Origin of the sequence: Ruegeria sp. HKCCD6428 (genome assembly GCF_013110595.1) — a bacterium.
Lineage (GTDB): Bacteria > Pseudomonadota > Alphaproteobacteria > Rhodobacterales > Rhodobacteraceae > Ruegeria.
Genome location: NZ_WVQX01000001.1, coordinates 1 through 21,716 on the forward strand (window position 1 = coordinate 1; position 21,716 = coordinate 21,716).

Annotated in this window: 19 protein-coding genes; 10 read left to right on the forward strand and 9 right to left on the reverse strand. The window is 58.7% G+C overall.

Annotated features, from left to right (window positions below; translation table 11 throughout):
- The first annotated feature begins 269 nt into the window (after window positions 1–269).
- Window positions 270–1,031 (forward strand): NAD kinase, encoded by a 762-nt coding sequence (locus GS620_RS00005; RefSeq protein ID WP_253283451.1) that lies wholly within the window; start codon window positions 270–272, stop codon window positions 1,029–1,031.
- A 261-nt stretch (window positions 1,032–1,292) separates the two neighbouring features.
- Here the strand turns inward: GS620_RS00005 and GS620_RS00010 are convergent, their stop codons facing one another.
- The 4 genes from GS620_RS00010 to GS620_RS00025 all read right to left on the reverse strand — a co-directional run bounded on the left by GS620_RS00010 (window position 1,293) and on the right by GS620_RS00025 (window position 7,343).
- Complete coding sequence (locus GS620_RS00010) at window positions 1,293–2,723, reverse strand: amidase family protein (protein ID WP_171613448.1); 1,431 nt, start codon at window positions 2,721–2,723, stop codon at window positions 1,293–1,295.
- A gap of 90 nt (window positions 2,724–2,813) precedes the next feature.
- Window positions 2,814–4,703, reverse strand: coding sequence for a propionate-CoA ligase PrpE (gene prpE, locus GS620_RS00015; RefSeq protein WP_171613450.1), 1,890 nt, complete (start codon window positions 4,701–4,703; stop codon window positions 2,814–2,816).
- A gap of 10 nt (window positions 4,704–4,713) precedes the next feature.
- Complete coding sequence (locus tag GS620_RS00020; RefSeq protein WP_171613452.1) at window positions 4,714–4,905, reverse strand: hypothetical protein; 192 nt, start codon at window positions 4,903–4,905, stop codon at window positions 4,714–4,716.
- Between the two features lie 164 nt (window positions 4,906–5,069).
- Window positions 5,070–7,343, reverse strand: coding sequence for an NADP-dependent malic enzyme (locus tag GS620_RS00025; protein WP_171329025.1), 2,274 nt, complete (start codon window positions 7,341–7,343; stop codon window positions 5,070–5,072).
- Between the two features lie 185 nt (window positions 7,344–7,528).
- Here GS620_RS00025 and GS620_RS00030 point away from each other — a divergent pair, with 185 nt between their 5' ends.
- The 7 genes from GS620_RS00030 to upp all read left to right on the forward strand — a co-directional run bounded on the left by GS620_RS00030 (window position 7,529) and on the right by upp (window position 13,916).
- Window positions 7,529–8,233 (forward strand): hypothetical protein, encoded by a 705-nt coding sequence (locus GS620_RS00030; protein WP_171119413.1) that lies wholly within the window; start codon window positions 7,529–7,531, stop codon window positions 8,231–8,233.
- Window positions 8,196–9,299 carry a cupin domain-containing protein gene (locus tag GS620_RS00035; protein WP_171613454.1) on the forward strand — a complete coding sequence of 368 codons (1,104 nt, stop codon included), beginning with the start codon at window positions 8,196–8,198 and terminating at the stop codon, window positions 9,297–9,299. Before GS620_RS00030 ends, GS620_RS00035 begins: the two co-directional genes overlap by 38 nt.
- 68 nt (window positions 9,300–9,367) lie before the next feature.
- Complete coding sequence (locus GS620_RS00040; protein WP_171206635.1) at window positions 9,368–9,784, forward strand: cytidine deaminase; 417 nt, start codon at window positions 9,368–9,370, stop codon at window positions 9,782–9,784.
- Between the two features lie 4 nt (window positions 9,785–9,788).
- Complete coding sequence (locus GS620_RS00045; protein WP_171613456.1) at window positions 9,789–11,096, forward strand: thymidine phosphorylase; 1,308 nt, start codon at window positions 9,789–9,791, stop codon at window positions 11,094–11,096.
- Window positions 11,093–12,304 carry a phosphopentomutase gene (locus GS620_RS00050; RefSeq protein WP_171613458.1) on the forward strand — a complete coding sequence of 404 codons (1,212 nt, stop codon included), beginning with the start codon at window positions 11,093–11,095 and terminating at the stop codon, window positions 12,302–12,304. Before GS620_RS00045 ends, GS620_RS00050 begins: the two co-directional genes overlap by 4 nt.
- A complete protein-coding gene (locus GS620_RS00055) occupies window positions 12,301–13,287 on the forward strand; it encodes an adenosine deaminase (RefSeq protein WP_171613459.1) in 987 nt (328 codons plus the stop codon). The genes GS620_RS00050 and GS620_RS00055 overlap by 4 nt, the downstream gene beginning before the upstream one ends.
- Window positions 13,284–13,916 (forward strand): uracil phosphoribosyltransferase, encoded by a 633-nt coding sequence (gene upp / locus GS620_RS00060; protein WP_152457415.1) that lies wholly within the window; start codon window positions 13,284–13,286, stop codon window positions 13,914–13,916. The genes GS620_RS00055 and upp overlap by 4 nt, the downstream gene beginning before the upstream one ends.
- Before the next feature lie 6 nt (window positions 13,917–13,922).
- Here upp and GS620_RS00065 read toward each other — a convergent pair whose 3' ends face one another.
- Window positions 13,923–14,936 carry a hypothetical protein gene (locus GS620_RS00065; protein ID WP_171613461.1) on the reverse strand — a complete coding sequence of 338 codons (1,014 nt, stop codon included), beginning with the start codon at window positions 14,934–14,936 and terminating at the stop codon, window positions 13,923–13,925.
- Window positions 14,937–15,083: 147 nt separating this feature from the next.
- On the opposite strand from GS620_RS00065, the gene GS620_RS00070 reads away from it, so the two are divergent.
- Both GS620_RS00070 and GS620_RS00075 read left to right on the forward strand, forming a co-directional pair.
- Window positions 15,084–16,019 carry a DMT family transporter gene (locus GS620_RS00070; protein ID WP_171206632.1) on the forward strand — a complete coding sequence of 312 codons (936 nt, stop codon included), beginning with the start codon at window positions 15,084–15,086 and terminating at the stop codon, window positions 16,017–16,019.
- Between the two features lie 282 nt (window positions 16,020–16,301).
- Window positions 16,302–17,075 carry a Hint domain-containing protein gene (locus GS620_RS00075; protein ID WP_371809763.1) on the forward strand — a complete coding sequence of 258 codons (774 nt, stop codon included), beginning with the start codon at window positions 16,302–16,304 and terminating at the stop codon, window positions 17,073–17,075.
- Between the two features lie 56 nt (window positions 17,076–17,131).
- Here GS620_RS00075 and GS620_RS00080 read toward each other — a convergent pair whose 3' ends face one another.
- From GS620_RS00080 to GS620_RS00095, 4 genes are read right to left on the reverse strand one after another with little or no spacing between them, the layout of a single operon-like run.
- Window positions 17,132–19,333, reverse strand: a complete 2,202-nt coding sequence (locus GS620_RS00080) for a 3-hydroxyacyl-CoA dehydrogenase NAD-binding domain-containing protein (protein WP_171613463.1) — start codon at window positions 19,331–19,333, stop codon at window positions 17,132–17,134.
- Complete coding sequence (locus GS620_RS00085) at window positions 19,326–19,814, reverse strand: cupin domain-containing protein (protein WP_171170341.1); 489 nt, start codon at window positions 19,812–19,814, stop codon at window positions 19,326–19,328. Before GS620_RS00085 ends, GS620_RS00080 begins: the two co-directional genes overlap by 8 nt.
- Entirely contained in the window at window positions 19,814–21,025 is a 1,212-nt protein-coding gene (locus GS620_RS00090; RefSeq protein WP_152457420.1) for an acetyl-CoA C-acetyltransferase, read from the reverse strand. The genes GS620_RS00085 and GS620_RS00090 overlap by 1 nt, the downstream gene beginning before the upstream one ends.
- An 11-nt stretch (window positions 21,026–21,036) precedes the next feature.
- Window positions 21,037–21,675: a glutathione S-transferase family protein gene (locus tag GS620_RS00095; protein ID WP_171613465.1), complete on the reverse strand. Its 639-nt coding sequence runs from the start codon at window positions 21,673–21,675 to the stop codon at window positions 21,037–21,039.
- Between the last annotated feature and the right edge of the window lie 41 nt (window positions 21,676–21,716).

Genomic DNA, 21,716 nt, shown 5'->3' on the forward strand with positions numbered 1-21,716 from the left:
CGCTGACGACCCAGTTCCGACGTGATCGAGCCAAAAAGCTCGGGATCACGATCAGCAAGGGACTGGGTGAAAAATCCGGTATCACGAAGATTGGCGTTCATGGGCGCTCCACATGGCTAGGTAAAAATCTTGCGGATTTCCTATCGGAAACGCCACATTCGCAAAAGGCTTAAAGCGACGATTTGGCCCGCTGCGGCGTCAAGACTGGCCTATCGGGGAAAGGTATGTTTGTTTCGGAACCAAATGTGCAGCACCGGAAACCGGAAAACATGAAAAAAAGAATCGCCTTTCTTGCCAGTGAGGTCAAAGTGGCGCAAACGGCCCGGGATGCTCTGGTGTCCAAACACGGTAATGTGGCGCCCCGCGATGCAGATGTTGTGGTTGCTCTTGGGGGTGATGGCTTCATGTTGCATACCCTGCACAACATGCAGCATCTTGATACACCGGTATACGGGATGAACCGTGGCACAATCGGGTTTCTGATGAACGCGTATCACGAAGACGACCTGATGGCCCGCCTGGAGGATGCCGAGGAAGAGGTCATCAATCCGCTGGCGATGCGGGCGATGGATCAGTCCGGAAAGCTGCACGAGGCGTTGGCGATCAACGAAGTGTCATTGTTGCGGGCAGGCCCTCAGGCCGCGCGGCTTAAGATCAGCGTTGATGGCCGCGAGCGAATGGATGAACTTGTATGCGATGGAGCGCTGCTGTCCACAGCGGCGGGGTCCACGGCGTATAACTACTCGGCACACGGGCCTATTCTGCCGATTGGCTCGGACGTTCTCGCGTTGACGCCGATCGCCGCATTCCGCCCCCGCCGATGGCGTGGTGCCTTGCTGCCAAAAATCGCGAAGGTACGGTTCGATGTGCTGGATGCGGACAAGCGACCCGTTATCGTTGCCGCTGATTCGGTAGCTTTCCCAGACATTGATTGGGTCGAAATCCGTTCCGAGCCTACGATTTCACATCGCATTCTTTTCGACCCCGGGCACGGTTTGGAAGAACGACTGATTTCCGAGCAATTCACATAAAATTGCGTCTCTGCGAGGATTTTTTGAAACTGTGTGAAGCAGTTCACAGGGAATCTATTGGCAATTGGCTAATGTGAAATTGCCCGGAGAACACGCCAAGGTGGGAGTGAGTGGCCACCTGAACGGCGTATTCGAATGATTGCGCAGATTTTGCGCTGGCGAGGGTGGGTGGTGCTACGCTCGTCATCAGAAATCCGGGCTTATTTTAGCAGTCGGGCCCCGGGTACAATGTCCCGGGGTCTATTTTTTGCAGCAGCCCTGCTACTCTGACTTCTCCCAAAGCGGCAGGCACATTTGGCCCACGCGTGCCTCGATTGCCGCGGCCGCATCCACCGCCAGATCTTCGCGCCAGCGCTGTGCCGCAATCTGAACACTGATCGGCTGGGGGCCCTTAGGCAATTCAGCCAGCCGGGCCGGGACACATGCCGCAGGCAGGCCCAGAAAGTTCATCGCATAAGAATATACGGCGCACCCCAAAACCTCGTGCACACCCTCAGCGCCTTCGGTGTCCCGGTCGGGTTTGAAGAACGGTTGTGGCAGGAAAGGCGACAGCACCAAAGGGTAATCCTGCAAAAACAGGGACCATTCGCGCGCATAGTGGCTTCGTTTGGCCAGCATCCGAACCATCTCGGTTTCGACAATTGGCGGGAATTCCTGAAAATACACCGCAAAGATATTCTGAATCGTTTTCGAACCAGCGGCTTCGATATCTGATTTCATAAGCGTCAGCACTTCGCCCATCAGCGTACGATAACCGATTCGACCGCATTCAAAAACGTCAGGCGGGTCAATCTCTTGCACCATATAGCCCGCATCGGTCAGTGCGTCCCGTGCCGTGTCGAGTGCTTTCTCGACCTCGGGGTGCAAGGCATAGCCGAATGCGTTCTTGGTAAAGGCCACTTTGACTGGTGCGTCGGGGGCAGGGCCACGCCAGGCCATCGGCACGTGAAACGGATCACGCGCGTCGGCGGCGATCAGGCTGGGCATGGACAGATGCAGGTCAGCGGCCGACCGGGTTATCAGGCCCTGAACTGACATCGACTGCGCCAGCAAACCGCGCTCGACCTTCTGGCTTGGGTTCCATGCCGGGACACGCCCCAGCCCGGGCTTCACCGTCACGGCTCCGTTGGCCGCCGCGGGAAAGCGCAGGCTGCCGCCGATATCGTTGCCGTGGGCCAGCGCGCCGATTCCGGCCATGACCGCAGCGCCAGCCCCGCCGGAAGAGCCGCCGGGTGAGATATGCCGCCCCCAGGGGTTGTGCGTACGGCCATACAGCGGATTGTCCGTGTCGGCGCGGAAAGAGAACTCGGGCGTGTTGGTCCGCCCGACAACAACAGCCCCGGCCTTTAGCAGATTGCTCACAACCGGGGCGTCATCCGGTGCAATCACATCCTTCAATGCGACGACACCGTTGGTTGTGGCGTGGCCTTTTTGGTCAACATTCACCTTGATCGTGACCGGCACCCCATGCAGCGGACCCGTGGGTTTGCCGCCAGCCCGCGCATTGTCCAGCGCTTCGGCACGTTCCAACGCCTGCTCGCGAAGGTCTTCCACAACCGCATTCAAATGCGGGTTGACCTCATCCATTCGCTCGATCGAGGCCTGAACTGCCTCGGTCGCACTCAGGTCGCCGCGTCTTGTCAGGGTGGTCAGGTCTGTGGCGCTGAGACGCCAGATATCGGTCTGTGTCATGGGTCCTCACTGTCTTAACGTGACAGTAGGGAGGCTGCTTCCGGTTGCAAGAGAAGACAAAAAAATGGGCGGCTAATGCCGCCCCCCGGGTTACTTGGCGTAACCGATTGTCTGCAAGGCCTCCTTGATCTCGTCAAGAATGGCTGGATCATCGATCGTTGCAGGCATTTTGTAATCCTGACCGTCTGCAATCGACACCATCGTACCCCGCAGGATTTTACCGGAACGTGTCTTGGGCAACCTGTCGACGACGACGGCCAGTTTGAAGGCCGCCACCGGGCCGATCTTTTCCCGCACCATCTTGACGACTTCCTGAACCACGTCGCCATGATCCCGGTTTGCGCCGGCATTCAGGCACAGGAACCCAACGGGCATCTGACCCTTTAGCTGATCCGATACACCGATCACCGCGCATTCAGCCACATCCGGGTGAGCGGCAAGCACTTCCTCCATCCCCCCGGTCGACAGACGGTGACCCGCGACGTTGATGACATCATCGGTGCGGGCCATGATGTAAAGATATCCGTCCTCGTCGATCATGCCGGCATCGCCGGTTTCATAATAGCCGGGGAAATGTTCAAGATAGGATTTCCTGAACCGTTCCTCGGCGTTCCACAAGGTCGGCAGGGTGCCCGGAGGCAAGGGCAGTTTGACCGCGATGGCCCCCAGTTCGCCGGCTTTCATCGGGTGGCCGCCTTCGTCGAGAATTTGCACGTCATAGCCAGGCATCGGTTTCGCGGGCGAACCCAGCTTGATCGGAAGCTCTTCGATGCCCAGCGGATTTCCGGCGATGGCCCATCCGGTTTCGGTCTGCCACCAATGGTCGATCACCGGAACCTTCAGCGCATCCTGCGCCCAGATGATGGTGTCGGGATCAGCCCGTTCCCCCGCAAGATACAGTGCCCGTAGGTGAGACAGATCGTACTTGGCGATCAATTCGCCTTTGGGGTCTTCTCGTTTCACGGCACGGATCGCTGTAGGGGCGGTGAAGAAGCTTTTCACCTTATGTTCAGAGATTACGCGCCAGAAGGTTCCCGCATCAGGGGTGCCGACCGGTTTGCCTTCGAACACAATCGTCGTGTTGCCGTGGATCAGGGGTGCATAGCAGATATAGGAATGTCCAACGACCCAACCCACATCAGATGCCGCCCAGAATACATCACCGGGATCAACGTCATAGATGTTCTTCATGGTCCAGTTCAGCGCCACCAGATGCCCGGCAGTGGGGCGCACGACGCCCTTGGGCGCCCCCGTGGTGCCCGAAGTGTACAGGATGTACGCCGGATCGTTTCCGTCGACGGGAACACATTCCGCCGGTTCGACACCGTACTGGAACCCGTGCCAGTTGTAGTCGCGCCCTTCGATCAGTTGCGCAACTTCCTGTTCGCGCTGAAAGATGACGCAGAAATCCGGCTTGTGCTCGGCAAGTTCGATGGCGCCGTCCAGAAGCGGCTTGTAGTGCACGACCCGGCCAGGTTCCAAACCGCAGGACGCTGCAATGACGGCTTTGGGTTTGGCGTCGTCGATACGGACCGCCAGTTCGTTGCTGGCAAATCCGCCGAACACAACGGAATGCACAGCGCCCAGACGAGCGCAGGCCAGCATCGCCTCAAGCGCCTCGGGGATCATTGGCATGTAGATGATGACGCGGTCACCTTTCTCGATACCTTTCGCCCGCAGCGCGCCGGCCAGATTGGCCACACGGTTGCGCAGCTCGACATATGAAATCTCGCGTTTGGTATGAGTGATCGGGCTGTCATAGATGATGGCGGTCTGCTCGCCGCGCCCGTTTTCCACGTGGCGGTCCACGGCGTTCCAGCAGGTATTGACCCGTGCGTCGCTGAACCATTCATACAAAGGCGCGTTGTCGTCGAACAGAGCTTTGCTGGGTTCTTTGACCCAATCGATCCCCTTGGCGGCGTCCATCCAGAACGCTTCGGGGTTTTTCTTCCAACTGTCATAAACGTCCTGATACGCCATCTCGTCCTCCTCACAACGACTTGGTCTTTGTGTTAGGACCCAGAAAACTATCGGGCAAGCGCGTCAAATGACGACGCGTCAGTTTATCGCAAAATATTTGCAGTAATTCGCGCAACAGCTTGCAAATTTTTGCAAACTTCTTTTCCAGAATTGGATTTTCTGCGCCAAAGAGGCCATTTTGCAAACTTGCAAACCCGACCATGCAAAAGATCACGTCCGAGGCGACTCGGCGCAAAGCCAATTCGCCATTCTTCCGCGTGCCCCATGGCTCCCACGGAGAAGCAACGACATAAAGCAGTCAAAAGGTGAGAATTGTGTTAACCGCACCCCGGCGGGGGATGCGGTTTTGGGCGTCGGGCGGCCGGCTTACCCGTAATGCGCCACCGGCGTCCCCGCGATGGCAGCCATGTTCAGCAAACCGCGTGCGGTAATGGACGGGGTGACGATGTGCGCCTTGTTGCCCATCCCCATCAGAATGGGGCCAACTTCGATCCCGTCCGCTTTCATTTTCAGGATATTGCGAACGCCGCTGGCCGCATCCGCATGAGCAAAAATCAGCACATTTGCCGCGCCCTGTAGGCGAGATCCCGGAAAAATCCGCGCCCGAAGATCCGCATCAAGGGCCGCATCCAGGTTCATTTCGCCTTCATAGACAAAGTCGCGCGGTTTCTGGTCCAAGATGTCCAATGCAGCGCGCAGGCGTTTTCCCGATCCTTCCGCCTGATTGCCGAATTGTGATTGCGAACAGAATGCGATCTTGGGTTCGATCCCAAATCGGCGAACATGCCGCGCGGCGCCAATGGTGGATTCCGCCAGTTCTTCGGGCGTCGGCAATTGCCGGACATGCGTATCGGCTATGAATAGGGGGCCGTCTTCCAAAATCATCAGCGACAACGCGCCGTGCGGACGCAGGTTGCCATCGTCAAGCACCTGTTCAACATAGTTCAGATGCCAGCGATATTCGCCGAACGTGCCGCAGATCAGGCTGTCAGCCTCGCCCCGATGAACCATGATCGCGCCGATGGCGGTTGTATTTGTGCGCATGATCGCCTTGGCCAGATCCGGTGTCACACCTCGGCGCTGCATGATCTGATGATACGAGCTCCAGTAATCGTAGTAACGCGGATCGTTTTCCGGGTTCACGATCTGGCAGTCTGTGCCCGGGCGAATGGTCAGGCCCAGTTTTTCGCATCGGGATTCGATGACTTCGGGACGTCCGATCAGGATCGGCGTTTCCGTCGTTTCCTCAAGAATAGCCTGTGCAGCCCGCAGCACCCTTTCATCTTCGCCTTCGGCAAATACGATGCGACGGGATGCGACGGCTGCGGCCTCGAATACGGGGCGCATCAAAAGCGCCGACTTGAAAACAGACTGGTTGAGTTTTTCCTTATAGGCCTCAAGATCTTTAATGGGGCGCTTAGCGACGCCGCTTTCCATGGCTGCCTTGGCAACGGAAGATGAGACGACACCCACCAAACGCGGATCAAAAGGTTTCGGAATCAGGTAATCCGGCCCAAAGGTAAGTTGCTCGCCCTTGTAGGCGGCTGCCGCCTCGGCGCTTGTCGTCGCGCGGGCCATTTCCGCAATGCCGTCAACGCAGGCGATCTGCATTGCGTCATTGATCTCGGTCGCGCCCACATCCAGAGCACCCCGGAAGATAAACGGAAAGCACAATACGTTGTTGACCTGATTGGGAAAATCGCTGCGCCCCGTGGCGATGATCGCGTCCGGTGCAACCTCACGCGCGGCCTGAGGCAGAATTTCTGGCGTTGGGTTGGCCAGTGCGAAGATGATCGGACGATCGGCCATTTTCTGAACCATTTCAGGCTTCAGGACATTCGGGCCACTAAGGCCCAGAAACAGATCCGCATCGCCGATGACATCATCCAGAGTCCGCAATTCCGTTTTCTGCGCAAACTGCGACTTGTGCGGGTTCATATCCTCGGCGCGCCCCTCGTAGACGAGCCCGTGAATATCGCACAGCCAGATGTTTTCCTGTTTCACGCCCAGTTTCACCAGCATGTTCAAACAGGCAATCCCAGCAGCCCCGCCGCCGGTTGATACGACTTTGATGTCCGCAAAGGATTTCCCCGCCACATGCAAAGCGTTCTTGGCCGCGGCCCCGACGACAATGGCGGTTCCGTGCTGATCGTCGTGAAAAACGGGAATGTTCATGCGCTCGCGGCACAGCTTTTCGACAATGAAACAATCCGGTGCCTTGATGTCTTCCAGGTTGATGGCCCCGAATGTCGGTTCCAGCGCGCAGACGATATCCGCCAGCTTTTCCGGATCAGGCTGGTCTACTTCGATATCAAAACAGTCAATGCCAGCGAATTTCTTGAACAGGACGGCTTTGCCCTCCATCACCGGTTTCGAGGCCAGCGCCCCGATATTGCCCAGACCAAGAACCGCGGTGCCGTTGGACACCACGGCGACAAGGTTGCCGCGCGCCGTGTACTTTTCCGCGTTTGCGGCGTCGGCTTTGATTTCAAGGCTGGCCTCGGCCACGCCGGGCGAATAGGCGCGCGCCAGATCGCGACCGTTGGCCATCGGTTTCGTGGCCTTGATCTCAAGTTTTCCGGGTTTCGGATGGGCGTGATAGTCAAGCGCGGCCTGTCGCAGGCTGGGGGTGTCAGACATTGAAGTTTCAGTTCCCTCTTAGAATTTGATTTAACATTAAACTATTCGTCCAAGCTTGGCTACGTTGCGTAATTTTGCCGACGTGGCGCAGTCGCACACCCGAAATGGGTTGAATTTTGACATATTTTTTTTACATCTAGGCAACTTTGCGAAACGAACAAACACTCAGGCAAGACGAAGCAGTAATGACTTTCAAGGCAAATGATCAGGTCGATGGCCTGTTCTCCGGTTCTGTGGCGGATACCGGAGTTGTGCGGCTAACCCTTTCGTTTGCGGTGCTGTCAGGTGTTGTGCTTCTTGGTGCTGTTGGCATCTGGCCAGAACAGGCACTGGTTTTCAATCAGGAAGGCGGGTTGTTTGAAACAATTTCCGCGGCGTGTTTGTTTGCAGCGGGTGTGGCCGCTTTGTGGCGATATCCGGGTGTCACCCGGCTGTATATCGGGCTGACATTACTGTTGTTGGCCGAGCGAGAGCTGGAAGCAGGCGTTTATCCTGAAGGCAGCTTGCCGTTCATGATCCTTGACGGGCTGGATTCGGTGCTGGACGTCACTCTGGTCAGGGTCTTGCTGGCCTGCGTTGTCCTGGGCGGTGTCATGTGGCATGGGATCCCGACGGGATGGCGTGCTGTCAAGCGGCGCGCGCCTTTTATGATCGTGTTCATTGCGGCCGGCTGTCTTGCCGTCATCGCTCAGCTTCTTGAAGAATTCACCGGGCTGCACGGCGAAGCTTTGTCGTCAGTTATGAAGGCGCGGCTTTTCGTGATGGAAGAAACGCTCGAGATGTTCTTTTCGATTGGCATTTTGGCCTCTGTTCTGATCGGATGGTCAAAATCGAGTTCTGACGAGACATCTCATGACAAAGACATCCGAGCCTTCCCGGACCCAAGCTGAATTTCGTTTGCCTACCCAGGAAATTCGAAACGACATCCCCTTTTATACCAAGATGTTGGGGATGCAGATGGACATGATCTATCCCGCGGACGATCCGCGCGTCGCAGTGTTTTCAGGGCACGGTCTGCGGCTGCGGATTGAAAAAGACGCGCCCGAAGGTCCGGGAACATTGCGCATCCTGACAGATGACCCGGAAAGCTTTGCAGATGGCCAACGCGTTCTTGTCGCGCCGAATGGGACCCGGATCGAAATCGAAGAGCGTAACCCGCCGCTGGTGATGCCTGAAACGGTTCATTCCTTCGTGGTGCGCAGGCTCAAGGATCAGGCGCCATGGATCATCGGTCGGGCGGGGATGCACTATCGCGATCTGGTGCCGGATCGTCTGGGCGGATCGATCATCGCCAGCCATATCCGCATCCCGGACGGGGGTCCGGTGCCCGATATGGTGCATTTTCACAAAGTTGGGTTCCAGCTGATATTCTGCATTCATGGCTGGGTGGATGTCGTTTACGAGGATCAGGGAGAAAAAATGCGCCTGACCGCAGGGGATTGCTTTATCCAGCCGCCGGAAATTCGTCATCGCGTGCTCGAGGCGTCAGACAATGTTCAAGTCATCGAGATAGGTGTGCCAGCGGAACATGTCACGGAAATCGACCATGACATGCAGCTTCCCACGCCGCATTTTCGCCCGGACCGTGAATGGCAGGGACAACGCTTTGTCTTCAACCAGGCCAAGGGCGCTGAATGGGTGCCATTCCGTCTTCCGGGTTACATCTGCCGCGATACGACGATTGCCGAGAACACCAAAGGGGTCGCTGGCGTCCAGGTCGTCCGCAAGGGGCAGGGCGATACCGAATGGGCCAGTCACGATACGGACATTCACTTTACCTTCGTGATGAACGGGGCGGTCACGCTGGAAGGCGAGGGGCGCGAGCCCTGCCGGCTGGAGCAAGGAGACGCTTTTGTCATCCCGCCCGGGATGCGCACGCGCTTGTCCTCGCCCTCGGACAACATCGAGTTGCTGGAAGTCACCTTGCCCGGTACGTTCACGACAACACTGGGCTGACGGAAAAACATTGGCTGGGGGCTTCAATTCCTCGGCCTTTTTACGTAACGATCCAAATTTCTGACCAGATGATCAAAAAACGGGGAATCGCCATGTCGCTCAAAGACGCTGCCTTGTCAGTCCGCGAAAACGCCTATGCGCCTTATTCGAATTTCAAGGTTGGCGCAGCGCTTCGGGCTTCGACGGGTCAGATCTTTTCCGGGTGCAACGTTGAAAACGTGGCCTATCCCGAAGGCACTTGTGCCGAGGCCGGCGCAATCGCCGCGATGGTCGCCGCAGGAGAGCAGGAACTGACCGAGGTCTATGTGGTCGCCTCCAGCCCTCAGCCTGTGCCGCCTTGCGGTGGGTGTCGCCAGAAACTGGCCGAGTTTGGCAAGCGCGATGTGAAGGTTACCCTTGCAACCGTGGACGGCGCTGAATTCGAGACAACCATCGGGGATTTGTTGCCGGGCGCATTCGACGCGTCACATATGGAGGATGTCTGAACGCATGGATGCCCGTTCGATCATAGCAAAACTGCGCAGGCAGGAAGTGCCCGGGCGCGAGGAGCTGATCTGGTTTGCGCAGGGGCTTGCGGACGGAAGCGTCAGCGACGCGCAGGCCGGGGCATTCGCCATGGCTGTCTGCATGGGCGGATTGGGCCCTCAGGGGCGTGCGGATTTGACGATTGCGATGCGCGACAGCGGTGACGTTCTGACCTGGGACGTGGACGGGCCGGTGATCGACAAGCACTCGACCGGAGGGGTCGGGGACAGCGTCAGTCTGGTTCTTGCTCCGGCGTTGGCGGAATGTGGGGCGTATGTCCCAATGATCTCGGGCCGGGGTCTTGGGCATACCGGCGGAACGCTGGACAAGTTAGAGGCGATACCGGGGGTCAGCACTCAGATTGGGCAGGACCGTCTTGCGCAGATTTTACGCGATACCGGCGCGGCCATCGTCGGGGCGACCGGCCAGATCGCGCCGGCAGACAAGCGCCTTTACGCGGTGCGGGATGTGACCGCGACGGTCGAGAGCTTGGATCTGATCACAGCGTCGATCCTGTCTAAGAAACTGGCCGCCAGCCCGGACGCGCTGGTTCTGGATATCAAAACCGGCAGCGGTGCTTTCATGAAAACGATGGAAGATGCCCGCAAATTGGCCACCGCATTGACCCAGACCGCAAACGCAGCAGGATGCCGCACGTCGGCGGTGATCACGGATATGAACCAACCATTGGCCCCGGCGTTGGGCAATGCCTTGGAAATCGCGGAAGTGATGAAGGTGCTGACCACGTCGAATGCGTCCCCTTTGGCAGACATTTCCGCCGAGTTGGGGGGTGTCCTGCTGACCGACGCAGGAATGTGCGGAACGGTTGAGGAAGGGCGTGAGAAGATCTTTGAAATCATCCGTAACGGCCGCGCTGCCGAACGGTTCGGGCGCATGATGGCAGCGGTCGGTGGCCCGGTTCAGTTTGTCGATACCTGGGCCCGGTTCCTGCCTGAGGCGAATGTCATCCAAGAGGTTCCGGCCCCGCAGGACGGCTTCATCTCGGCGGTCGATGGTGAAGCTCTGGGTCTTGCCGTGGTTGCGCTGGGCGGTGGCCGTCAGGTCGAAAGTGATGAGATCGACCCCGCCGTCGGGATATCCAGTATTCTTCGGCTTGGGGATCGCGTGTCAAAGGGAGCGCCGATTGCAGTGATCCATACTGCTCGGGAAGATGCCGCGCGCAGAGCCGCAGAAACCGTGCTGAGCGCGATTGAGATCAGCGATAGGGCTCCGACGCTTCCGGATCTGATCCACGAAAGGATCAGCGTATGAGCCGTGCATTTCTCGTCGTCATGGACTCCGTTGGAATAGGCGGTGCGCCTGATGCCGATCGTTTTTTCAATGGCGACGTCCCGGATAGTGGGGCAAATACGCTGGCCCATATCGCGCAAGCCTGTGCCGAAGGGCGGGCCGAAGACGGGCGCTCGGGCCCCTTGAACCTGCCGAACCTCGACGCGCTGGGTTTGGGTGCGGCTGCGCGACTGGCGTCTGGGGACGCAACCCCCGGATTGAACGCGAAACCCAATGGGCTGTGGGGCTGCGCGCGCGAGCATTCGCCCGGCAAAGACACGCCCTCGGGCCACTGGGAACTGGCAGGTCTGCCGGTGCCGTGGGATTGGCACTATTTCCCGGATACGGTTCCGGCTTTTCCTGCGGACCTGAGCCGCGCAGCGGCCCAGGCCGCCGGGACCGAAGGCATCCTTGGCGATTGCCATGCCTCGGGCACGGCGATCATCGCCGAACTGGGTGCCGAGCATATGCGAACCGGCTGGCCGATTTGCTACACCTCAGCTGACAGTGTGTTTCAGATCGCAGCCCATGAGGAGAGTTTCGGACTGGACCGTTTGCTGGACATGTGCCGCGCACTTGCACCGCGCTTGCACGAGATGAAAGTGGGCCGTGTCATTGCGCGCCCCTTTGTCGGCTCGCCAGAGGCGGGATTTGAACGGACTGCCAACCGCAAGGATTTCGCCATTCTGCCGCCCGCACCGGTTCTGACCAATTGGGTGCAGGATGCCGGGCGGAAGGTGCACGCGGTGGGCAAGATCGGCGACATCTTTTCCATGCAGGGTATCGACACGCTGCGCAAAGGGTCGGACGCTGAACTCATGCGGCACCTTTCAGATCTGGTGGATGACGCCGAACAGGGCAGCCTGACTTTTGCCAACTTTGTTGAATTCGACAGTCTTTACGGCCACCGCCGCGATATCAGCGGCTATGCCCGAGCGTTGGAATGGTTCGATCACGAGATCGGCAAGATTCTGGCCAGGCTGCGCCCCGGCGACTTGTTGGTGTTGACCGCCGATCATGGCAATGATCCCAGCTGGACCGGGACAGATCACACACGTGAACAAGTGCCGGTTCTGATTTCCGGGTCGGGCACGGGGCAGATCGGCCAGGTAGATTTTGCCGATATTGCCGCCAGCATCGCCCATCACCTGAACATTCCGGCGCAAGGGCCGGGAAGGAACTTTCTATGAGCGTCGCCGATCTGCCGAAAATAGAACTGCACCTGCATCACGAAGGCGCCGCGCCACCGGCATTCATACGTCAGCTTGCGCATGAAAAACGGGTGGACCTGAGCGGTATCTTCAAGCCGGACGGATCCTATGATTTCCGCGATTTCGCGCATTTCCTGAATGTGTATGAAGCTGCTTGCGAAGTCCTGAAGACGCCCGAAGACTTTCGGCGGCTGACATTGGCCATTCTCGAAGAAAGCGCCGAAAACGGTGTCGTCTATTCTGAGACTTTTCTGAGCCCTGATTTTTGTGGCGGCGGCGACCTGCACGCCTGGCGGGACTATCTGAACGCCATTCAGGACGCGGCGGACGAGGCCGAGCGCAAGTTTGACATCACCCTGCGCGGCGTCATTACCTGTGTGCGCCATTTCGGCCCCGATCAAGCCAAGCGCAGCGCCTATTGCGCGGCAGAGACTGCGGGTGAATGGATCACCGGTTTTGGCATGGGTGGAAACGAATCCGTTGGCACTCAGGGCGATTTCAAATGGGCGTTCGATTGCGCGCGCGAGGCCGGCCTGCGGCTGACGACACATGCCGGCGAGTTCGGAGGTCCGGAAAGCGTGCGCGATGCCGTCCGTGATCTGGGGGTCGAGCGCATCGGGCACGGTGTTCGCGCCATTGAGGATCCGGACCTTGTTCGCGAACTGGTCGACCGGGACATCACTCTGGAGGTCTGTCCGGGATCGAATGTGGTTCTGGGGCTTTTCCCGGATTTTGCGACACATCCAATCGCGGCCTTGCGTGATGCGGGCGTGAAAGTCACCGTCTCAACGGATGACCCGCCATTTTTTCACACGACCATGCGGCGGGAATATGAAATGCTGAACGCAGCTTTCGGCTGGGAGGCCGAAGATTTTGCGGCCCTGAACGAAACCGCCCTGGAAGCGGCCTTTTGCGATGACGCTACCCGTGCACGGGTCAAGAAGAGACTGGAGAAAACATGAGCGAACATCTGACCATCGTCGATCACCCTCTGGTGCAACACAAACTGACGCTCATGCGGGACAAGGGCACCTCGACCGCCGTGTTCCGGCAGTTGCTGCGCGAAATAACGCTGCTGCTGGCCTATGAGGTCACGCGCGAAATTCCGTTGACCACGCGCCATATCGAAACACCGATGGAAGAAATGGATGCACCCATTCTGGCGGGCAAGAAAATGGCGCTGGTGTCGATCCTGCGTGCTGGAAACGGGATGCTGGACGGGGTGCTGGAGCTTGTTCCTTCTGCGCGTGTCGGCTTTGTCGGTCTGTATCGCGACGAAGAAACGCTTAAGCCCGTGCAGTATTACTTCAAGGCACCCGAGAGCCTGAAAGACCGTTTGGTTATCGCGGTGGATCCGATGCTGGCCACCGGCAACAGCTCGGCTGCGGCGATTGACCTGCTGAAAGAGGCGGGGGCGACGGATATCCGCTTTCTGTGCCTGTTGGCCGCGCCGGAAGGTGTGGCGCGTATGAAAGAGGCGCACCCGGATGTGCACATCGTCACCGCTGCACTGGACCGCGAGCTGAACTCGAAAGGCTATATCATGCCGGGTCTGGGCGATGCGGGCGACCGGATGTTTGGAACCAAGTAAACCGGCTTATTCACCGCATATGTTTTGCAGCCGGACCCAATCACGGTCCGGCAACACCTGTTCCAGTGTCCGGCCGGCCATGGGATCAGCCTCGATCAGGCCCAATACTGACTCTCCGGTAATATCCTGAGCATAGGCGTAAGGGGTGGAAGGCAGGGCGCTTTGCGAGAACATCGCCAGCAAGTCTTCGTCCGGAAGGGAAGGTCGGGGCTGCGAGAGGACCTGTTCGGTATAGGTGTCGATGATCTCAGGTGTCAGTTCCCCGGTCGTCAACAGCCGAAAGGCCGAGGCCGCCCCGGTTCTGTCCAGCAGATCATCCAGCGGGTCGTTGAGCGCCGCCCGCGCGCGCTCTGCAACAACATAGCCTGCTGCGACAGCAGGGTCTTCGTGGTCTTCAACCAGCGCCCGGTTCAACAGAACGGTGCCACCCGGCAAGCTGAGGCTGTCCTGAACGCCGGCGGGCAGTATAACGATCTGCCGTACGCCCGTACGACTGGCCAAGCGATCCAGTGAAGCCTGCGCATCCACGGAAGAACAGGCCGGTCCCGAGACGCGCTCGATCCGACGCAGGATCGTGTCTCCGATTTCCTGTCGTTTGATTTCGGGCACGACCGAGACAACATGGTTTTGCAACGCACCGGGCAGCCAAAACAACAATACGGCCAGAACCGCAGCCGCGACGCCGCCGACGCTCATCCAGCGCAAACGGCCGGGATGGGGGCGCGAACGTTCGATGGCACGTTGCAGCCGATCGATCGCTTCAAGCATCGTGGTTTCGGATTCTCCCAGTTCCAGTGTCTCATCCGGATCACCGTCGGGGCAAAAAACAGCCGGAAAGGCACCGGGGTTCTGCCGTTCAAGCGCCGCCAAAGACCAATGCGTCAAAGCCCTGTCATTGAAATCGGAAATGGTTAGGGTCGCCTCGCCAATCGATACCACGACTTCGCGCCGCTGTTCATCGGGCGAAGGGCGCCACAGACCGGTGGCTTCGATCCGCTGGTACTGTTTCAGGGCCGTCATCTGGTTGGGGTCTGCTCGAAATTGTTTTGCCGCAGCTTAGCATGGTGAAAACGCCGTGCGCAAACCTGTTGCGCAGGTATTCCGATTTGTGCTGGATACCCGTCAGGAAAAAGATCGCCGATCTTTGATCGCAACAAGGGCGCGAACATGCAGGCAGACACGACCACCTCTCCGGTGCTGGCTTCAGCCCTTATGGTAGCAGCAATGGCAATTATCGGCGTGATCGACAATGTTGTGATCCTGCTGGCCGAGACGGTCGGGCTGTGGCAATTCCATTTCATGCGGGCATTGCTGATGCTGCCGCTGATTGTCGGGCTGTCCCTTTTGGGGCTGGGCGGGCTGAGGCCGCAACGGTGGGGGGCGGTCATCTTACGCAGTCTTCTGATTACGACGGCCATGTTTTTCTATTTTGCGTCGCTGTCGATGATGCCGATTGCGCAAGCCCTGGCAGGGTTGTTCACCTCGCCGATTTTCGTGCTGCTGATTTCGTCCTTTGCGCTTGGGCAAAAGATCGGGCCGTGGCGCATTCTGGCTGTGCTGGTCGGTTTTTCGGGCACCCTTCTGGTTTTGCAACCCAACCCGGTCGAATTTGACATGCGTTCGGTTTTTCCAATTGCCGCAGGTTTTTTCTATGCCTTGAGTTCGATCATGACGCGGACATATTGCGCGCGTGAAAGCACGGTTGCGATGCTGGCAGCCATGGTCATTACCCTTGGGCTGTCAGGGGCCGTGGGCGCCGCCTTGTTCACGGTTGCACCCGTTGCCACTCTGGACGGGCCGGATGGCTTTGTTACACGGGGTTGGGTCTGGGAAGTGGGGCCCGCGCTGCCATGGATTGTTGTTCAGGCCGTCGGGTCGACGATTGCGGTCTTCATGCTCATCAAAGCCTATCAGGTAGGCGAGACCTCTTACGTGGCCGTGTTCGAGTATTCGGTGATGATCTTCGGGCCGCTCTTTGCATTCGTCGCACTGGGTCAGACCCTCGATTTGATGCAGGTGTCCGGGATTGTCCTGATCGCGACGGCAGGGGTTTTGCTGGGCTGGCGGGCCAGGCGGTCATCCACCCAGCAGGAACTTGCCTGACACATACAACAGCGCATTGCCAACGGATTTTGCACGCTGAAACCTCAATAAGCAGGTTCATTTCAACGGATCAGGTGCAGATGGATTCGTAAGTTCCATGCATGCTGACCGTTTCGAAAATTGCACAAAAGCCTGTTCAAGCCTTGTGAGTGTTTACCAAATCGCCCTGGGAACGCGCTGAGACGGCCCAAATTGGGCATAAATATGTCCGAAATAAGACAGCCCCGGTTTTTGATGTTAGCTGTTTTGCATAGTGAGTTTGTGCCAAAGGGGGTTAGGCACGTGTCTGAAGTTACGAGTATTTCTGTTTATCTTGATCAATCGTCCGATACTGATCCATCCGGTTTGAACCACGCGGTGAACGCGCGCCGTGGTGGTTTTTTGAACGGCACGAAGGTTGCGACAACAAGCGGGTGGAAACCGGTTGAGCGCATTGCAGTCGGCGATCTTGTCCGAACTCTGGATCACGGGTTCAAAGAGGTGCGCCGCATCTCGACCAGCGTCGTGGTCATTCCTGCCGAAGAGCGCCGTTCCGAGTATTTGCCGGTTTTCGTACCGGCACGCGCCGCGTATAACGGGCGCCCCGTTTGGCTGATGCCCGAACAGGGCATTGCTCTGAACCTGTCGCAGATTGATGCCGATGTCAGCGGATGTTCCGTCGTATCCGCAAGACTGCTGAATGGCGTGGGTCGGTTTATGTCGCAGGCACCGGGATCGTCGTTTGAGGTCTGTTCCCTGTTTTTCGACGAAGATCAGGTGATTTTTGTCGAGGGCGGCCTGCAAGCTTACTGCCCTTCCGGCCTGTTCAACATGCGCGGCAGGGTCAGCGGGGCTGGTTACGATGTCGCCGATGAAGAGACCGGCACAAAGCTGGTCAACCTGATTGCAAGCAGGGGAGATATGTCAGCCCTTGCCAACCCATTGGGTGCCCTGCCTGCACCCATTCCGCAGGAACCGATATTTCCGATCCGTCCGCCCTCTGGGGTCAGGCGGCCGGGTCGACCGGGGCGTCCAAACGCGCCGGTGCTGTTTCTGCGGCCCGAATGGCAGATCTAACCAAACACTGACAAAAACGATGCAGGCGCGTGATTTCACGCGCCTGCGTCACTGATTCAGGCAGCCTTTGCTTCGGGGTTGAAACGCCCGTAGAAGGTTTGACCCTTTTCTGCCATCTCACGCAGCAGCGGCGGGCAGGCAAAGCGTTCGCCATACTTCTCGGCCAGCTGATCACATCTTTCGGCTGCGTAGGGCGTACCGATTATGTCGAGCCAGCTGAGCGGACCACCGGACCACGGCGCAAAGCCCCAGCCCAGAATGGCGCCCACGTCGCCTTCACGGATGTCTTCCAGCACACCTTCTTCCAGCGCCCGAACCGCTTCCAGAACCTGAGCGAACATCAAGCGCTCCTGTACCTCGATCAGGTCGGGCTGGTCTTTGGCAAGCGGATACTTCTCCTGAAGACCCTTCCAGTATTCGACGCGCTTGCCTTTTTCGTCATAGTCGAAGAAGCCGGCGTTTGCCTTGCGGCCCAGGCGGCCCTGTTCTTCCATCCAGAAGATCAGATCGTCCGAGGGGCTTTCCGGATAGGCATTGCCCATGGCTGCCTTGGTCGCACGGGCGATCTTGGCGCCCAGATCAATCGAGGTTTCATCGGTCAGCTGGATCGGACCAACCGGAAAGCCCAACTGACGTGCGGCGTTGTCGATCAGCACGGGGCTCACGCCTTCGGTGATCATCCGTGCGCCTTCGTTGATGTACGGAATGATGCAGCGATTGGCGTAGAAGAAGCGCGCATCGTTGACCACGATCGGCGTCTTGCGGATCTGGCGCACGTAGTCGAGCGCCTTGGCAACGGCGCGATCACCGGTTTCCTTGCCCTTGATGATCTCGACCAGCAACATCTTCTCGACCGGTGAGAAGAAGTGGATGCCGATGAATTGGTCGGGACGCACGCTTGCCTTGGCCAGATCGGTGATCGGCAGGGTCGAGGTGTTCGAGGCAAAGATGCAGTCCTCGGGGATGATCGCTTCGACCTTTTTGGTCATCTCGGCCTTTACGCCCATGTCTTCAAACACGGCTTCGATGATCAAGTCACACCCTTTCAGATGGTCCAGATCCGGTGTCGCCGTGATGCGGGCCAGCATGGCCTCTTTCTTTTCGGCCGTGACCTTGCCGCGCTTGATACCCTTGTCCAGATAGGTTTCGGTATAAGCTTTGCCTTTGTCGGCCGCCTCCTGATCGCGGTCGACCAGAACGACTTCCATGCCAGATTGGGCCGAAACCAGCGCGATACCGGCCCCCATCATGCCAGCGCCCAGAACGCCGATCTTCTTGACACGCTGATCGGGCACACCTTTCGGACGGACCGCGCCTTTTTCAAGCGCTTCCTTGTTGAGGAACAGTGACCGGATCATCGCCGACGAGGACGGGTTCATAAGAACGTTGGTGAACCAGCGGGCTTCAATTTTCAAAGCGGTGTCAAAGTCGACCAGCGCGCCTTCATAGATCGCGCTCAGAAGGGCTTTGGCCGCGGGGAAGGCGCCTTGCGTTTTCCCATGAACCATGGCGCTCGCGCCCACGAAGGTCATGAAACCGGCAGGGTGGTAGGGCGCACCACCGGGCATCTTGTAGCCCTTCGCGTCCCACGGTTTCACCAGGTCGGCGTCCTTGGCATTCAGAACCCATTCCTTGGCCGCAGCGACCGGATCGTCGGCAACTGCGTCGATCAACTGCGCGCCCTTGGCCTTGGCCGGGTCCATCATCTTGCCTTCAAGCAGCACCGGGGCCGCCGCCATGGCGCCCACCATGCGGCTGTAACGGATGGTGCCGCCGCCGCCGGGGAAGATGCCCAGCAGGATTTCGGGCAGCCCGATCTTGGACTTTGGATTGCTTGTCATGACGCGGTGATGGCAGGCCAGTGCGATCTCGGTCCCGATCCCGGCGCAGGTTCCGTTGATCGCACAGGCGATGGGCTTGCCACCTTTCTTGGTCTTGGGGTCCATGCCCGCCAATTCCAGCTTGCGCAGGATGTGATGTCCGCCCATGACGAAATCAAACAACGCCTGCGCAGGTTCGTCCCCCGCTTCCTGACGGATAGTGGCCAATGTGTTCAGGTCCATTCCGCCGGCAAAGGAGCCTTCCTTGCCCGAGGTAATGACAATACCTTTGATCGCGTCGTCGCTCAGGGCCTGATCAATCAGTTGGCTGACTTCTTGAAAAGCCTCGCGGGTCAGCACGTTCATGGATTTTCCCTGGGCGTCCCAGGTCACAAAGGCGACGCCGTCCGCGTCTTTGGTCAGAGTGAAATCAGTCATTGTCATCTCCAATCTGGTCAGCCGTCAGCGGGCTGCCGTCTTTCCGGGTGAAAGAGAATCCGTTTTCATCATCCTTCACCATCATGTCTATGTCGCTGTAATAGCCGGTCTCGGTCGGGGTCCGTGTGCCCACTACCAGAAAGGTCGCGGGCGCATCGGTCTTGTTCACAAGGTGGTGGCCATTGGCCTCACCAGCGGGCCAAGCGGCGCAGTCACCAGGCAGCATCTCATGCTCACCATCGTCATCAATCAGCACGCATTTGCCGCTGAGCATGATGGCAAACTCGTCCTGCTCCATATGGTAGTGGCGCAGCGACGAGAGGCCCTGAGGCTCCAGCCGCACGATGTTGACCCCGTACTGGGTCAGCCCGCCCGCATGCCCGACGCGCTGCACGAAACGACCAGCGGTCGCCTCGGCCAGCTTGCCCGGATAGGACGAGCCCCCCTTGAACGGGATCTGAGAGAGATCCAGCTTGGGCATCAGACCCGCTCGATAATCGTTGCCGCACCCATGCCGGACGCAATGCAAAGCGTGGCCAGACCGGTTTCCTTGTCCTGACGCTCCAGTTCATCCAGCAAGGTGCCGATGATGATCGCACCGGTTGCGCCCAGCGGGTGACCCATCGCGATCGATCCGCCGTTGACGTTGACCAGCGCCGGATCGACGTCAAAGGCCTGCTGGAACCGCAGCACGACCGAAGCAAAGGCTTCGTTGACTTCGAACAGGTCCAGATCGCTGATCTTCATGCCGTTGTCGGCCAGGATCTTCTCGGTCACAGGAACCGGGCCGGTCAGCATGATGGTCGGGTCGGTACCGATCTTGGCGGTGGCCTTGATGCGGGCGCGGGGTTTCAGGCCGTATTTTTCACCAAATTCCTTGTTGCCGATCAGCACGGCCGCAGCCCCATCCACGATGCCCGAGCTGTTGCCCGCATGGTGGATGTGATTGATCCGCTCAAGATGTGGGTATTTCAGCATCGCCACCTTGTCGAAACCGGGCATCTGCTCGCCCATCATCTGGAAGGACGGGTTCAGGGCGCCAAGGCTTTGCATGTCGGTGCCCGGGCGCATGTACTCGTCGCGGTCCAGAATGGGCAGGCCGTTCTGGTCTTTGACCGTGATGATCGACTTTTCGAACCGGTTTTCCGCCCAGGCTTCCGCCGCGCGCTTTTGCGATTCAACTGCCAGAGCGTCAGCGTCATCGCGGCTGAACCCGTATTCCGTGGCAATGATGTCGGCCGAGATGCCCTGTGGCACAAAGTAGGTCTCCATCGCCAGAGAGGGGTCAACGGCAATCGCCGCCCCGTCGCTGCCCATGGGAACACGGCCCATCATCTCGACGCCACCTGCGATGTAAGCGTCGCCCGCGCCGCCCTTGACCTGGTTTGCGGCCAGGTTCACGGCTTCCATCCCGCTCGCGCAGAAGCGGTTGATCGCCAGGCCGGGGATCGACTGGTCCAGATCCGAGGCCAGAACCGCCGAACGTGCCAGACAGCCGCCTTGCTCCATCACCTGCGTGACGTTGCCCCAGATCACGTCCTCGACGGCGTGGCCTTCCAGGTTGTTGCGTTCCTTCATCGCGTTCAGGGTCAGGGCGGACAGACGTACCGAGGTCACCTCGTGCAGGCTGCCATCCTTGCGGCCCTTGCCGCGCGGGGTGCGCAGGGCGTCATAAATATAAGCTTCGGTCATGGGTCTTCTCCTCAAGCTCGATCCGACGGGTTGCCGGGCATCAGGTCATATGGGTGTTTCCAGCCGGGCTGTTCGGACAGGCGAGTCAGCCAGGCGTCGATATGGGGCCAGTCGGCGCGGTCAAAGCCGAATGGTTCAGGGTAATACAGATAGCCGCAGCAGCTGAGATCGGCGTTGGTCACGCCGTCGCCGACGATCCAGTCGCGGCCTTCCAAATGCGCGTTCAGCACCTGGTAGGCGGCCTTCAGGCGGCCCTGGTTGAAGGCGATCACATCCGGGTCGCGGTGCTGTTCGGGCAGAAAGTTGATCAGGAACCGGGTCAGGCCCGCCATCGAGCTGAGCTTGTGATTGTCCCACAGCACCCAGCGCAGGATGTCATAGTTCTCTTCCCGCGTTTTGCCGCCGAACTTGCCGGATTTTTCAGTCACGTAGGCCTGAATGGCACCGGATTGGGAGGTTTGAAAATCACCATCGACCATGAAGGGCGCTTCGCCCATCACGTTGATTTCCGAACGGAACTCGGGGCTTCGGGTGACGCCGTTGAAGAAATCGACAAAGACCGGTTCCCAATCGAGGCCAGACACTTCCAACGCCAGAGCGGCCTTGTAGGAATTGCCGCTTTCTCCGAAGCAGTGCAGTTTAATGGTCATGCAATCGCCCCTCCCGTGGCGCACGTGGCTAAGCCGGATTT